The organism is Aquimarina besae (assembly GCF_042434905.1).
Taxonomy (GTDB): domain Bacteria; phylum Bacteroidota; class Bacteroidia; order Flavobacteriales; family Flavobacteriaceae; genus Aquimarina.
Map to the genome: position 1 here is coordinate 3,760,500 of NZ_CP170199.1, position 13,274 is coordinate 3,773,773.

Consider the following 13,274-nt stretch of genomic DNA (forward strand, 5'->3'; position numbering starts at 1 on the left):
TTTTGTGTTTGATTTCTGAGACAAAGTACCGTCAATACAGGCGCTTATATCAAAGTAATGTGCGTGAAGAGGAAAAAATACGGGGTCAAAAGGAATACTTTCGGTTGAATGATTCGCTCGTTTTAGAATCGTGGTAGCTAATGATGAATTACGAGTTATGAATTAGGAATTAGGAATTGCCAATGTGGAACTATGAGAATGGTTTTGAAGCGTTGGTTGATATTCTAAGTTTACTGAAGAGCGATGTATTTACCCTTCGGTTTAGATCTGGAGACTGAGGTTCTCGAAGTCTCACCTCAGGGTTCGATCATCATTCGAGGTCTGTACTTCGACCAGGCTATTAGTTTAGTATTCTATATTTATAGGAAGTTTAATCGTATTAAATTTCTGAAAAACCAGAAGGAAAAGGTGAACTATTTCGACTCTTAGACTTCGAGATCTATCCTGAGCATTAGTCCTTTCCCTTCTTAGGTTTTGGTACCATTTAGAATGTTAAGCTTAAGACTTATTAATAGCGTTAGTACACAGACCTTTTGGCTTTTCAGGTTTTTAATAGCTAAATCAAAGTTATGAAAAAACTTATTGTAGGGATCGATATCTCTAAAGATACTTTAGATTTTTGTATACTAGTGGCTTGTGATGTGCAGATCAAAGACAAAGGTGTTTTAAGCAATGAACGGAAAAGTATTATAAAGTGGCTCAGTCAATTTGAAAAACATCAAGTCATTTTTACTCTGGAACATACAGGGCATTATGGTTCGATCTTAGTCCATTGTTTAAGCGAGCTAGGGTTTACTTTTTATTTGATCAATCCCTTGGAATTGAAAAAATCATTAGGTATTCAAAGAGGCAAAAGTGATTCAAAGGATGCCTATCGTATTGCTGAATATGCTGTCACCAACAAACACAAGTTGACTCCTTTTAATCTACCTACCGAAAACCTAAGCAAACTAAAAGCCCTTATGACAGCTAGAGAGCGTTATGTAAAGATATCCGTACAGATTCAAAACAGTCTGAAGGCCAATACGATATTGAACGAGTCGGTTGATGTAAGAATGCTAATCAGGGAAGAGAAAAAGCAGTATAAGTCTATTGAGAAAAGTATCAAAAAGATTGAAGCTGAGATGCTGAAATTGATCAATCAGGATAAAAGCCTAAAGGATAGCTATAGAAAGATTACAAGGATAACTGGTGTGGGTCCGATAATTGCTATGAAGTGTATCGTGGAAACAGAAAACTTTATCAAGTTTCAAAACGCTAGAAAGTTCAGCTGTCACTGTGGTCTTGCGCCTTTTCCTTATAAGTCAGGAAGCAGTATAAGAGGGAAAACCAAAACCCATTTTTTAAGAGATAAATCATTAAAAGCAATGTTGACTAAAGGAGCCATTAGTGCAATACAACACGATCCACAGATCAAAGCATATTACAAAAGAAAGATTGCTGAAGGCAAACATCATATGAGTGTGAAAAATGCAGTAGCAAACAAATTAGTACTTAGAATTTTTGCAGTAGCCAAAAGAAATGAGCCTTTTGTAAAATTGGTAGCATAAAAATTTGCTTTTGTCTTAGAATGCTCAGGGTTCGATTACTGATAAAAACCACCGAAATTTTAAGAAAAAATATTAAGTAATTCTTTAAAAGAAGTTAATATAACGCTATATGTAATCGAAATTTGGTTTCTTTAAGTAGCTATGAAAGAAACATCAACTATGAGTGATATTTACAGAAAATGTCCAAACTGCGGAACGTTAAATTTAAATCAGGATTATTGCAAAGAATGCGGAACATTAATTAACACCTCCTTACGACGAACGCAAGAAAGAGCTCAACGGTTAGCTAAAAAACAAAATGCAGCCAAAGCTAAAAAACCGAATAAGATTACACTGTTTTTTGAAAATGCCAAAGAACACGAAAATGTGGTTATTCGTTATACGGCTCAATTTTTTTACTCTATATGGATTGTTGTTCTGGCAATTGGATCTTTTCTGGCATTTGTGATCGGATATGTAGCTGCATAAAAATTAACAAATGAAACCAACTGCCTTTTTATACACTTATTATTTCCCTATCATTAGCCTGGTAGCGATTACCATTTATACGCTTCAGCAATTAGAAATACACTTGCCTGCAATCATTGAAAATTATGTCAACGATTTTTTATGTATGCCAATCATATTACATATTTGTCAATTTACAGTAAGGAAACTAAAAAGTGATCCTTGTATCACCTTGCCTTTTCCACTAATCATGATCGTAACCCTTGGATACGCTCTCTATTTTGAGTGGTATTTGCCTAAACATACGATCAGATATACTGCCGATTGGATGGATGTATTTTTATATTTTCTAGGCGCTATTTTCTTTTGTGGGATAGCACTCGACAAAAAGCGTATCTCTGTTGTCAGTACCGAAATAGGTAAATAACAAATCCTGTAAGATAAACTCACAGGATTCGATTTTTTTTCAATTAGTTATGTAGGGTTAAAAATTTAGCTGACACCAGGTATGGTCATCACAGCTTCTTCTATTTGCTGCTCGCCATTTAAAATTTCAAAAACCTCTCTATTGGCGACACTATCTTTAAGGCTATGCACCAATACTTTGGCAACATCTCCTCTCGGAATCGATCCCTCTTTTTGAGTTAAGCTTTTGCTTATGGTGATTTTTCCGGTGGGAGTATCATTGTTCAATGCACCTGGTCTTACAATGGTAAAATCCAATCCGCTATTTCCCAAATATTCATCAGCATCTTTTTTTGCTTGTAAATACTCCTGTAGCTCATTAGATTGCTGGGGTTGATCTGCTCCTATAGAACTTAGCATCACAAACTTTTGTACCTTATGACGTTTAGAAGCATCTACAATTTTCATAGCTCCTTTACGATCTACGGCGTCCAAAGCTTTCCCTTTAGAACCTGCTGCAAAAATTACTTTATTCACTCCTTCCGTAACGTGCGTAACGTCTTGCGTTAGATCTCCCAGAATGGTTTTTACACCTTTTTGCTCGAACTGAGCTTGCTGATCCGGTTTGCGTACCATCGCGATAGGCTCGTAATTTTTATTGTTTTGTAACTCATTAATGACTTTATTTCCTGTGGTGCCTGTTGCACCGACTACTAATATTTTTTCCATATTTTAAAATAGCCTTCCTTTGTAAAAAAACCAAGAAAATACAGCTGTTTAACGGGGAATTAACGGTTGTATTACCGCTCAGCCTGGTTCATATTGAATCAAGCCAAAGGCATAGGAGTCGCTTTCGTTTCGAGTACCTCAACGACCGCTAGCATTTGGTTAATTAGGGTTCGAGAACCTCACCCTTCGGAACTAATTTGGAGACTGAGGCTCTCGAAGTCTGAAGTCCGCTTTCGTTTCGAGAGCCTCAACGACCGCTAGCATTTTATTACTTAGGGTTAATACTATTGGGGAGACTGAGGCTCTCGAAGTCTCACCCTTCGACTTCGCTATTAGTTTAGTATTCTATATTTATAGGAAGTTTAATCGTATTAAATTTCTGAAAAACCAGAAGGAAAAGGTGAACTATTTCGACTCTTAGACTTCGAGATCTATCCTGAGCATTAGTCCTTTCCCTTCTTAGGTTTTGGTACCATTTAGAATGTTAAGCTTAAGACTTATTAATAGCGTTAGTACACAGACCTTTTGGCTTTTCAGGTTTTTAATAGCTAAATCAAAGTTATGAAAAAACTTATTGTAGGGATCGATATCTCTAAAGATACTTTAGATTTTTGTATACTAGTGGCTTGTGATGTGCAGATCAAAGACAAAGGTGTTTTAAGCAATGAACGGAAAAGTATTATAAAGTGGCTCAGTCAATTTGAAAAACATCAAGTCATTTTTACTCTGGAACATACAGGGCATTATGGTTCGATCTTAGTCCATTGTTTAAGCGAGCTAGGGTTTACTTTTTATTTGATCAATCCCTTGGAATTGAAAAAATCATTAGGTATTCAAAGAGGCAAAAGTGATTCAAAGGATGCCTATCGTATTGCTGAATATGCTGTCACCAACAAACACAAGTTGACTCCTTTTAATCTACCTACCGAAAACCTAAGCAAACTAAAAGCCCTTATGACAGCTAGAGAGCGTTATGTAAAGATATCCGTACAGATTCAAAACAGTCTGAAGGCCAATACGATATTGAACGAGTCGGTTGATGTAAGAATGCTAATCAGGGAAGAGAAAAAGCAGTATAAGTCTATTGAGAAAAGTATCAAAAAGATTGAAGCTGAGATGCTGAAATTGATCAATCAGGATAAAAGCCTAAAGGATAGCTATAGAAAGATTACAAGGATAACTGGTGTGGGTCCGATAATTGCTATGAAGTGTATCGTGGAAACAGAAAACTTTATCAAGTTTCAAAACGCTAGAAAGTTCAGCTGTCACTGTGGTCTTGCGCCTTTTCCTTATAAGTCAGGAAGCAGTATAAGAGGGAAAACCAAAACCCATTTTTTAAGAGATAAATCATTAAAAGCAATGTTGACTAAAGGAGCCATTAGTGCAATACAACACGATCCACAGATCAAAGCATATTACAAAAGAAAGATTGCTGAAGGCAAACATCATATGAGTGTGAAAAATGCAGTAGCAAACAAATTAGTACTTAGAATTTTTGCAGTAGCCAAAAGAAATGAGCCTTTTGTAAAATTGGTAGCATAAAAATTTGCTTTTGTCTTAGAATGCTCTGGGTTCGATCATCATCCGAGGTCTGTACTTCGGCACACTCAGTTGCCGAGGTCTCAGCGTAGCCGAAGACCGAAATATTCACCCTTCGAGAGCCTCAGGCTGCTCAGGGTTCGAGAGTACTTCGATGTTTCGTTTGTTTAGAAAACTTATTTATTCAATTATTTCTTTTCTTGTGAAAAGAGGTACTTAATGTCCAGGTATATTTACATTTTTTACAGCTATATAACTTTCTTGAATAAAAAATATGACGATTTCGAATATTCTCGCCTGCTCCTTCATCGCCTATTTTTTGAATATCCTGCCCATTGGCCTTGCATTTGGGACAACTGTAAAGATCTCTGGATAGACGCTGCCAATCAAATATGGCATAAATGACTAATACTACTAAAACAATAAATACCAGACTGGTTCCGATCATAAAAATTTATAGTTAACTATCCCGCAAAATACCATTGGGCATCTACTTTTTCTTCGATCCCGGTATCTTTTAAAGTTCCATCTCTAAACTCATATTGTCTTCTATACTTATAAGGATATGCAACCTCTTGGTCCGTAAAACACCAGATTTCTACATATTCTGAATCTATATAAGTTATACTTTCGATTTGTTTCAGACTTTTTAATAACGTAAAAGTTTTATAATCATAAATCTCCAAATCATGTGCTCCCGAAAAAATATCATTTAACACAAAAATATATTGCTGATTTATAATTTTATCAATGGTTTTACCCATAGTGATATGATTCGGAACTTCTATCAATTTACTAGAAGATGTATGAAAAAAGAATTGTTTGATTACTTCATTAGTAACTCCGATTTCTCCGCAGCAACCGCTGGTGTCAATTCTATAATCAGATTCGATTTGTATACTGTATAGATCAGAATCTAATTGCCTTGTATCTAGATAACGTGCTCTTTTATTATTGATATCGTGCGCTATAGTATCATTGGTTATCAGTTTCCCGTCTACCAAAACAAATTTCTGATCTACAATAACATCATAGGTTTTCTCTTTTCGTAAAACCTGTTCTCGCCTTCTCAGTTCATTAATAATCTTGATTTCTCTATCGGTAAAACGATCAGACACGTTATCATATACCCCAACGACATCATAATGCATTGCATAAAACTCCGCCAAACCATCGTTTTTAAACTTATATTTCTTTACAGCGAACATATAATTTCGTAACAACCATAAATCACCAATGGATAAAAATGGCGGAATGTCTTCTACAGTTTCTATAGATGCCAGCACTTGATCAAATTGGTAGGGATTGATTTGGGCATAAGGTGTACCTGTAATGAAAAGGAATAGAAAAGGAATAATCAGAAGTTTTTGTTTCATATATATTGGGGCTAATCATACGTTTAGTATCTCATTCCTATATACTTTTTTAAGGATAGGGATTGTTTATACGTGCTTCAAAAATACAAAATTACACTACATCAGACTTCTTAAACACCTATAAGCAAACCAATAGAACATATCGTTTTAAAATGCTCGCAACTATTTTATATAAAATTTATAATTTGATCAATGCCACAGCCAATGGATTTTGCATACCTTGTTTTTACACATTTTATAATAATGATATATGAACCATAAACAAATGTCTACAGTATTACGGCTAGCCGCTATTTACAACTTGATCTGGGGCGCCTGGGTAGTGATATTCCCGAATCACTTTTTTGAATTAGTAGGTATGGAACTTCCTACACATACGATGATTTGGCAAGGTATGGGGATGGTTATTGGTGTGTATGGCTTAGGATATTGGTGGGCAGCGCAAGACCCAACTACCCATTGGCCCATTGTTATGGTGGGGTTTTTAGGTAAAATCTTTGGGCCCTTAGGTTTTTTTATGAACTATCTACAAGAAAAAGTCCCTTTCGAGTTTATCTACACCCTGATTACCAATGACTTTATTTGGTGGATTCCTTTCTTTTTAATTCTGAAAAAAGCGTATCAAGAGAAAAAGATACAATGGATCTAAAACGACTTTTGTTATACTTGCTTTCTGCTTTCTTTTTGGTTGCCGGGATTAATCATTTTGTACATCCAGACTTCTATCTCCCACTGATACCAACGTATTTGGGGTTTCCTGAAGTTATTAATGTGATCAGCGGATTAGCAGAAATCCTTTTGAGTATCGGACTTCTCTTTACGACCACCAGAAAAGTATCTGCATACCTCAGCATCCTATTATTAATCGCCTTTATACCTTCTCACGTATATTTTATCACCATAGGTAGTTGTGTACAAGACGGTTTATGCGTCCCCACTTGGGTAGCTTGGTTAAGACTCATCATCATTCATCCCGTGTTGATTTGGTGGGCTTGGTGGGTGAGGGAATAAAACCCTAAATTTTGATTTCTTTTATCAATGTATATTCTGAAAATACCCGGTGTTGGGTATGTTTTAGAGTGATACAATTTAGTTATTTCGAAGTGTATTAAAACACTCTGAAAATGATTCCTTTTAAAATATCACATAACGCTGTAGCATCTATCATTATTATCATCCTTTTTAATCCTCAATTTGGTTATAGCCAAAATAATAAAGAAAAGGGATCCACAGTAAGCGAAACGTTGACTAATATTGAGCGTAGAATTCTTTTTAACAAAGAATTCACCTCTGCTTTGTCTGATATCCCCAATAATTATATAGGAAATTATGCTAGCGTTGACATAACTTCTAGTAAAGCATCGTTTGCTACTTCATTTATAAGAGAAAAAAGTGCTTTTGGTTTTAATGTAAGTGGAGGTACGAGTGATGGGACTTTACGTTTTGTAAATAACAACAAGCTCAATTATAACATTACTGTTGGTGCTCAATATCATTTTATTGATCCCTCAAAAAAAGTAAAACTGATCGTAGATGTTGATCAGTGGGAATCCTACCGACTCCAAACAAAAAAAATCAAAGATGAAGCTAATAAAGAGATAACAGCCATTGAAAAAGAAGAAAACTTAAAACCCTTAATCAGTAAAAGAAACAAATTGAAAGAAAAAAAAGCTGAAATCGAAATAAAGCAAACTTTTCTTATGAAGAATCCCGCTACCCTTTTGAAAAAAGAAGCTATAGAGGATCAAATAGAAGTAATTGATAGAAGACTACAGGATGCAAATGATTATCTGAAGGGAAAGGCAACTTACACGAACAAAAAAATGAAAGCCCTAGCGGCTCTCGAAAATTGTTTCACTGAAACCTGTAAACAGCAATATATCTATCTTACAAATGATAGGGAAGTGAAACAAACATTAATGAAAAAAGAATTCTTGGAAAAGAAAAAACAAGAATTAAAGGAAGAAAGTAAATCCATTACTTTAGAATCTACCATCAACGTCTATCAATCGGAAATAGAAAAATTGAAAAAATCAATCGCCGAGATTGATAAAGAAATCAATGATCTAAAAGAACAAAAGAGCTTATTAATCTCACTAAGACAATCTAAGAAAGCAAAAGACTTAAAGGAACATTATAGAAAGGGGTTTGATACATATGGAGCTGTTTTTAATTGGTTCTCAATTGGCGCGCGTGCAACTTTTAATAGTTTTATTCTTTATGATGCAAGTCTACCATTTATAGAACAGCTGGATGAACAGGAAGGAGCAAACTACGAACTTACCTTACAGCATTCCTGGCACAAACGTAATGAATTAGATCGTTGGCGATCTTACTTAATTAATTTAGGAACTTCCATTACTTATGGCGATAACTTACAGAGATTGTCACCGCGTGTTTTGGAAGATACGAATACCATCGAGTCACAAGGCAACATAACTAGAACCACTCGAAACGAAACCAATGTGTTTATCGGGGATTATAAAGATGATATCTCTGGAATGCGAATTTATACTGATGCTTATTACTTTTTGTTTTCAGGAAATTATGCTGCTATACATCTTTACCCTAATGTTCAGTTATTAGAGGATCAAAAACCTGTATTTAATACAGAGCTAGGACTGGTTCTTTCATATAAGGACAAAGACAAACCCAATACTTTGGTCAGTGCGGAACTATTTTATGCTTTTAACGATATAGGAAATAGCATCGAAGCAGACTCTAATTTTACAGAAAGAAACACAATTGGACTACGTTTAGTACTGCCAATATCATTTAAAAATTAATTATCAAATTTTTCACTTATGAATGTAAAACAAAGAATAGAAAGAGCACGAAGCAAGCCCTTTAAACTGACTTGTTTAGAAGGTGATTACAGCGCGTACTTCACAAGTAAAGATGATGCGCGTGATGCAAAACGGAAACATCTTAACAAATACGAAGATCACGAAATGGTCATTACAAAAGTTGTTTTTTTAGAGGATTGAATGTTATGTTAGTTACAGCTAATTTGAAATCAGATTAGCTGTAATGAATTTAATAAAACCTCACAGTTTGTATTAACTTTACCCTTTTCTTCTTGGTTTGCCACACATCGGATTACACAACTTTCATTAGAAATTTTCTCGGCATTTAGGACAAACTCTTTGATCTATATAAAATTTGATCACATCAAAAATAACATAACCTACTATTAACGAGACTAAAATTATTATAATCGTTCCATTCATAATTGTATGATCGGGGTCTGTAACTATATTACTTATTTAGATATCGCTGGATTTTTACATAATGGGTAAAGGTTAAGCATGGTTAGCAAATAGGTTTACATTCTTTATCCGCCTTACCCTCTTCTTCTCGGGTTACTGCACATTTAGAAACACAATTATGATCACGGAAATCTATTTCTAACTGTGGGTTTGCATTTAACATTGCAGATTTATCAACAGTTTCAATCCAATCAATAAAACCCTTTACATATGGATTATTAGCATTAGATTTATGCCCTGGTCCTTGATGAATTATCTTTTCTAAATCTGGATGAAGAGGTATCGCCTGGTTTCCAAAATAATAGAAATGCGTAGATAACAAAACATTTTTACCTCCCAAATCTGTTTGGATATTATTCTTATTATGAACTCCTGCTCTTTGCAAAAACCCTCCATTACTATAATCGTAAATACAATCCCCTAATCTTCTTCTAAAATCCGAATGTGTTATGTTAGGTATCTTTTCGGGTAGATAGGTTTTACAATATTCATCGTATTCTTCTAAGGTTTTTATGTCTGTAACTTTCATAGCATACACTATTTTACCCTCGTAGCTTTCTCCTTTGCTATCTTTCACCTTTTTCGATCCTAAGCCTACGACCCAATCCCCTATCTGAGCAACAGATCGAATTCTTGGTTTACAAATTGCCAGGGTACATATCCCAAAAAAAGGATTGGGTGCTGCACCATCGTCTACGGGAATACAATATGTTAATAGTCTAGACATAATTTTAAATAGTTTATCTTTCAGCGTCAATATTAAATAAGGGATATAAATCGCCTATTAATTTATTTTCTAAATAAAATCGGTTGATAACATTCTCTATTCCTTCTAACTCGATCCAAGATAAAGAGACACTTTTTAATATTTCTTCTATCATCGTTCTTCCAAATACTCTCTCGATTCCAATTCTAAGTTGACTGACAGTATTAGGTTTTCTACCAAAATTTGGCCCATTATTATCTCCCCAAATGTTTTTGTTAGTATATTTTATATGCCCTAAAACTCTTTGCCTTATATTAGTACTCTTACCTACATACAAACAAAGATTATCATTATGAGTGGCAGAATTTATCCATTCTCTGGTAAAATTTATATCTATATGATTATTTTCTGAATTCTTAATGTGTGGACCTTTCAATTTGTATTGAGCTTTTAAAAGCTCACTTTTTAGAAAATTTTGATCTCCAGTCCACCAGAATATGTAGACACCAGCTTTTTTATTAAGTTCTGTAAAACTATTTTGGTAGGCACCACTCACTAAATCCTTTAATTTGATTTTTGGTTTTATCCTCAAAGAATTATTGCTGTTGGAAATATAAGTTTCATTAAGCATAAGTATTTAATTCAGAAATAGTTTATAAAGTTTAACTAAGCTCATCCAAATAATCCTGATCGATTTTTTTAATTAAGATTGTATCTGCGATTTGCACTCCTAGGTTATGTTCAATTGCTAATTGAGCCAATTCCTTACCATCAATGAGTTTTATTTTTTGCTGTTTACTATCGTTTGCTGTTTGAATTGCACTGCTTGAAAATCTTGAAGTAGTCAAAAAAACACCTTTGGTCACTCCCTGTAATGCCAAGGATCCAATAAAATTTCTAATGTCAGGCGAACCTACTGTACCAGTAGTAAAACGTTTTGCCTGGACATAAACGCTTTCTAAACCCAATCGATCCTGATGAATTATACCATCAATACCATTATCACCTGATTGGCCTGTAACCTGAATGGCTTCTTCTCTAAGTTCTCCATACCCCATTTTCTGTAATAGTTCAACTACAAAACCCTCAAAATAACTAGCAGAATTTTCCTTTAATTTATCAAGTAGATCAATTGCCAACTGCCTATTGAGCTCCTCAACTGTTTCTTTTAAAATCTCGTCAGGGGTTTGTTCTGTTCTTTCTTTTGAGTATACAATGGTATTTTTATTCTCAGTATCCGTATTAAAAGTTCCTGCCCATTCTTTATATTTAGGCATTTTCTTTAATTGTTTTAAGCGTAAATCTTTAGGGTTAGATTGTAAAAATATTCTTCCCTCATCGGTAATTTGATAAGACCCACGACTGGGATAGTGAATCAAGCCTGCATTCTTCAAATAGCTCTTAGTCCACCCTAACCTATTACGAAACAATCCCATAGTGCCAGTAGGAATTTTAATTTTTAAGTCTTCTTCGCTAAGTTTATATTGATCAGCCAGTATTTTGATTAACTCATTCTTTGTCTTAATTGAACCATCAGAAAGAATATTTAATACTGGTAGCATTAAGGTCTGAAAATCTGGTATATCCGCTTTACTCATATTCGTAAAAACTATATTTAAAAAGATTCACAAAGTATAAACACTCTCTAGAATCACATTTATTGAACTTATCATTTAAAATACTTCATTAGCTAGACCTCCCCATCAAGAACTTCGTCTATTAGATAGCTTACTCCTCCTGTTCTAACCAGCCATATTTTGTAATCTTTTTGCATTTATCTACTCTTACTTAAACGTAACTACTAATTAATTCCAACTTTATCAATTAGCTCAAATTTTTTTACAATGTCAGAAAACTTAGTTTCGTGTAAAAAGTCTTTTTTATGTAAAGAAGAAATTAGATTTGCTACAGAATTTGAATCATCTTCGGTATCCGTAATTATAGTTAACTTTAACTCATTTTCTAAGGTTTTTATATCCCTTTCTATGATTTTAGTATCCTTATTTACGCGGTATAATCGTTCATAATCATAACTATAATGATATAAAAGTGAGGCTAATAAAGACTGTACTCTCCTTATCTCGCTGGGATTACTAAGTTCATTAAGTACATCCTCAATTGTATCGTGAAAAGCCTGATAGGAGTATACCCCATTTTTCAGCAACTTGTATTTGTCGGGATATTTCTCCCTCAAATGATATAGGAAGAGAATAACTTCTGGAAACACATAGGTTTCATTTCTAAAAGAACTTATAATCAATTTTACTTTTATAAATACTTTTTCTATTTCTCGAAGGCTATAATTGGCGCGTTTAAAAATTAATCTGGCAAGTGTTTTAAAGGTTTCAACATCGTGATTTATGCCTGGAAAAATTGAATTGTAATCATAATAAGAATATAAATATTCAATATACTTCTGTACATTGGGGTTAGGAATAGAATATTCAATATCGATGAATCTTCTTAGATATTCATCAGCATCTATTTTATCACTTCCATAATAACCCCTTATAGCATGACCTAGTTGTTCTTTATCAATAGATAGAACAAATACAATTCCCGGTACTGCAAATAAATGTTTGATTTGTTCTAATACTTCAACAGCATAAGATGGTTTACAGCGGTCTAATTCATCGATTATAAATATAACTGGCCTAGTAGGATCAACTTCTTTAACGAAATTTTCAAGTATTTCTCTAAAATCCCGAATACTATTTTTCTTTTTATTAAAGGAAAGAATCTCTGCTTCCAGTTCATTAACTCCGTAGTCTCCTGCTGCTTTTATTATTTCAGCTATAGTACCTTCACCTACAGCTTTCTCTGCAAAATGCTTAAGCATTGCAGGAGCCATCTTTTTAACCAAAGGAACTGTTTTACTTAATATCTTCTTAAATGTCTCTTCGTCATTATTTTTAAGCTCTTTTAATTCAGATATTAAAGCAATTAAAACTTCGTTTTGAAAATCATTCTCCCAAGCATTAAAATATAATGTTCTAAATTCTTTTTTTATTAAATACTGTCTCCACATTTTGATAAATGTAGTTTTACCAGTACCCCATTTATTATTTATAGCTAATACAAAACCATCACTATAATTATGTACAATTGAAGTTAAAACTTCAGCATATTGTTCCCTATCTAGCTTACAATACTCGAAAGGATTATCCACGTTTTTCTTGGATATAGGAGGTAATCTGTGTTTTAAACTTTTACTTTTATCCATTTTCAAACAAAACTTTATAATTAAAATTTA

General features: G+C 33.9%; 14 protein-coding genes. 7 read left to right on the top strand and 7 right to left on the bottom strand.

Annotated elements, in window-relative coordinates:
• Positions 1–569 precede the first annotated feature (569 nt).
• The 3 genes from ACE94K_RS16695 (at position 570) to ACE94K_RS16705 (ending at position 2,424) form a co-directional block, all read left to right on the top strand.
• A complete protein-coding gene (locus tag ACE94K_RS16695; protein ID WP_378174882.1) occupies positions 570–1,550 on the top strand; it encodes an IS110 family transposase in 981 nt (326 codons plus the stop codon).
• 141 nt (positions 1,551–1,691) lie between these two features.
• Positions 1,692–2,018, top strand: a complete 327-nt coding sequence (locus ACE94K_RS16700) for a hypothetical protein (RefSeq protein ID WP_378174885.1) — start codon at positions 1,692–1,694, stop codon at positions 2,016–2,018.
• Positions 2,019–2,028: 10 nt separating this feature from the next.
• Positions 2,029–2,424 (top strand): hypothetical protein, encoded by a 396-nt coding sequence (locus ACE94K_RS16705; protein ID WP_378174888.1) that lies wholly within the window; start codon positions 2,029–2,031, stop codon positions 2,422–2,424.
• 65 nt (positions 2,425–2,489) lie between these two features.
• On the opposite strand, the gene ACE94K_RS16710 is transcribed toward ACE94K_RS16705, so the two are convergent.
• Positions 2,490–3,131: an SDR family oxidoreductase gene (locus ACE94K_RS16710; protein ID WP_378174891.1), complete on the bottom strand. Its 642-nt coding sequence runs from the start codon at positions 3,129–3,131 to the stop codon at positions 2,490–2,492.
• A 561-nt stretch (positions 3,132–3,692) separates the two neighbouring features.
• Here ACE94K_RS16710 and ACE94K_RS16715 point away from each other — a divergent pair.
• The gene (locus ACE94K_RS16715) at positions 3,693–4,673 is read left to right on the top strand and encodes an IS110 family transposase (RefSeq protein WP_378174882.1); all 981 of its coding nucleotides are present in this window, start codon (positions 3,693–3,695) and stop codon (positions 4,671–4,673) included.
• A 181-nt stretch (positions 4,674–4,854) separates the two neighbouring features.
• Here ACE94K_RS16715 and ACE94K_RS16720 read toward each other — a convergent pair whose 3' ends face one another.
• Together ACE94K_RS16720 and ACE94K_RS16725 are read right to left on the bottom strand one after the other, a co-directional pair.
• Positions 4,855–5,118: a hypothetical protein gene (locus ACE94K_RS16720; protein ID WP_378174894.1), complete on the bottom strand. Its 264-nt coding sequence runs from the start codon at positions 5,116–5,118 to the stop codon at positions 4,855–4,857.
• 16 nt (positions 5,119–5,134) lie between these two features.
• Positions 5,135–6,046, bottom strand: a complete 912-nt coding sequence (locus ACE94K_RS16725; protein ID WP_378174897.1) for a hypothetical protein — start codon at positions 6,044–6,046, stop codon at positions 5,135–5,137.
• Positions 6,047–6,311: 265 nt separating this feature from the next.
• Between ACE94K_RS16725 and ACE94K_RS16730 the strand changes: the two genes are divergently transcribed.
• The 3 genes from ACE94K_RS16730 (at position 6,312) to ACE94K_RS16740 (ending at position 8,832) form a co-directional block, all read left to right on the top strand.
• Entirely contained in the window at positions 6,312–6,695 is a 384-nt protein-coding gene (locus ACE94K_RS16730; RefSeq protein ID WP_378174900.1) for an alkyl hydroperoxide reductase, read from the top strand.
• Entirely contained in the window at positions 6,686–7,057 is a 372-nt protein-coding gene (locus ACE94K_RS16735; RefSeq protein ID WP_378174903.1) for a hypothetical protein, read from the top strand. Before ACE94K_RS16730 ends, ACE94K_RS16735 begins: the two co-directional genes overlap by 10 nt.
• Positions 7,058–7,170: 113 nt before the next feature.
• Positions 7,171–8,832: a hypothetical protein gene (locus ACE94K_RS16740; RefSeq protein WP_378174906.1), complete on the top strand. Its 1,662-nt coding sequence runs from the start codon at positions 7,171–7,173 to the stop codon at positions 8,830–8,832.
• Positions 8,833–9,358: 526 nt separating this feature from the next.
• Here the strand turns inward: ACE94K_RS16740 and ACE94K_RS16745 are convergent.
• The 4 genes from ACE94K_RS16745 to ACE94K_RS16760 all read right to left on the bottom strand — a co-directional run bounded on the left by ACE94K_RS16745 (position 9,359) and on the right by ACE94K_RS16760 (position 13,244).
• Positions 9,359–10,042, bottom strand: coding sequence for a hypothetical protein (locus tag ACE94K_RS16745; protein ID WP_378174909.1), 684 nt, complete (start codon positions 10,040–10,042; stop codon positions 9,359–9,361).
• Between the two features lie 13 nt (positions 10,043–10,055).
• Positions 10,056–10,652 (bottom strand): hypothetical protein, encoded by a 597-nt coding sequence (locus tag ACE94K_RS16750; protein ID WP_378174911.1) that lies wholly within the window; start codon positions 10,650–10,652, stop codon positions 10,056–10,058.
• Positions 10,653–10,683: 31 nt separating this feature from the next.
• Complete coding sequence (locus ACE94K_RS16755) at positions 10,684–11,619, bottom strand: restriction endonuclease (protein ID WP_378174914.1); 936 nt, start codon at positions 11,617–11,619, stop codon at positions 10,684–10,686.
• Between the two features lie 203 nt (positions 11,620–11,822).
• Positions 11,823–13,244, bottom strand: coding sequence for a P-loop NTPase fold protein (locus ACE94K_RS16760; RefSeq protein ID WP_378184298.1), 1,422 nt, complete (start codon positions 13,242–13,244; stop codon positions 11,823–11,825).
• Positions 13,245–13,274 lie beyond the last annotated feature (30 nt).

Bases quoted from the DNA above. Each gene is read 5' to 3' on its own strand.
- ACE94K_RS16695 (WP_378174882.1), top strand. From the start codon at position 570: ATGAAAAAACTTATTGTAGGGATCGATATCTCTAAAGATACTTTAGAT.
- ACE94K_RS16700 (WP_378174885.1), top strand. From the start codon at position 1,692: ATGAAAGAAACATCAACTATGAGTGATATTTACAGAAAATGTCCAAAC.
- ACE94K_RS16705 (WP_378174888.1), top strand. From the start codon at position 2,029: ATGAAACCAACTGCCTTTTTATACACTTATTATTTCCCTATCATTAGC.
- ACE94K_RS16710 (WP_378174891.1), bottom strand. From the start codon at position 3,131: ATGGAAAAAATATTAGTAGTCGGTGCAACAGGCACCACAGGAAATAAA.
- ACE94K_RS16715 (WP_378174882.1), top strand. From the start codon at position 3,693: ATGAAAAAACTTATTGTAGGGATCGATATCTCTAAAGATACTTTAGAT.
- ACE94K_RS16720 (WP_378174894.1), bottom strand. From the start codon at position 5,118: ATGATCGGAACCAGTCTGGTATTTATTGTTTTAGTAGTATTAGTCATT.
- ACE94K_RS16725 (WP_378174897.1), bottom strand. From the start codon at position 6,046: ATGAAACAAAAACTTCTGATTATTCCTTTTCTATTCCTTTTCATTACA.
- ACE94K_RS16730 (WP_378174900.1), top strand. From the start codon at position 6,312: ATGTCTACAGTATTACGGCTAGCCGCTATTTACAACTTGATCTGGGGC.
- ACE94K_RS16735 (WP_378174903.1), top strand. From the start codon at position 6,686: ATGGATCTAAAACGACTTTTGTTATACTTGCTTTCTGCTTTCTTTTTG.
- ACE94K_RS16740 (WP_378174906.1), top strand. From the start codon at position 7,171: ATGATTCCTTTTAAAATATCACATAACGCTGTAGCATCTATCATTATT.
- ACE94K_RS16745 (WP_378174909.1), bottom strand. From the start codon at position 10,042: ATGTCTAGACTATTAACATATTGTATTCCCGTAGACGATGGTGCAGCA.
- ACE94K_RS16750 (WP_378174911.1), bottom strand. From the start codon at position 10,652: ATGCTTAATGAAACTTATATTTCCAACAGCAATAATTCTTTGAGGATA.
- ACE94K_RS16755 (WP_378174914.1), bottom strand. From the start codon at position 11,619: ATGAGTAAAGCGGATATACCAGATTTTCAGACCTTAATGCTACCAGTA.
- ACE94K_RS16760 (WP_378184298.1), bottom strand. From the start codon at position 13,244: ATGGATAAAAGTAAAAGTTTAAAACACAGATTACCTCCTATATCCAAG.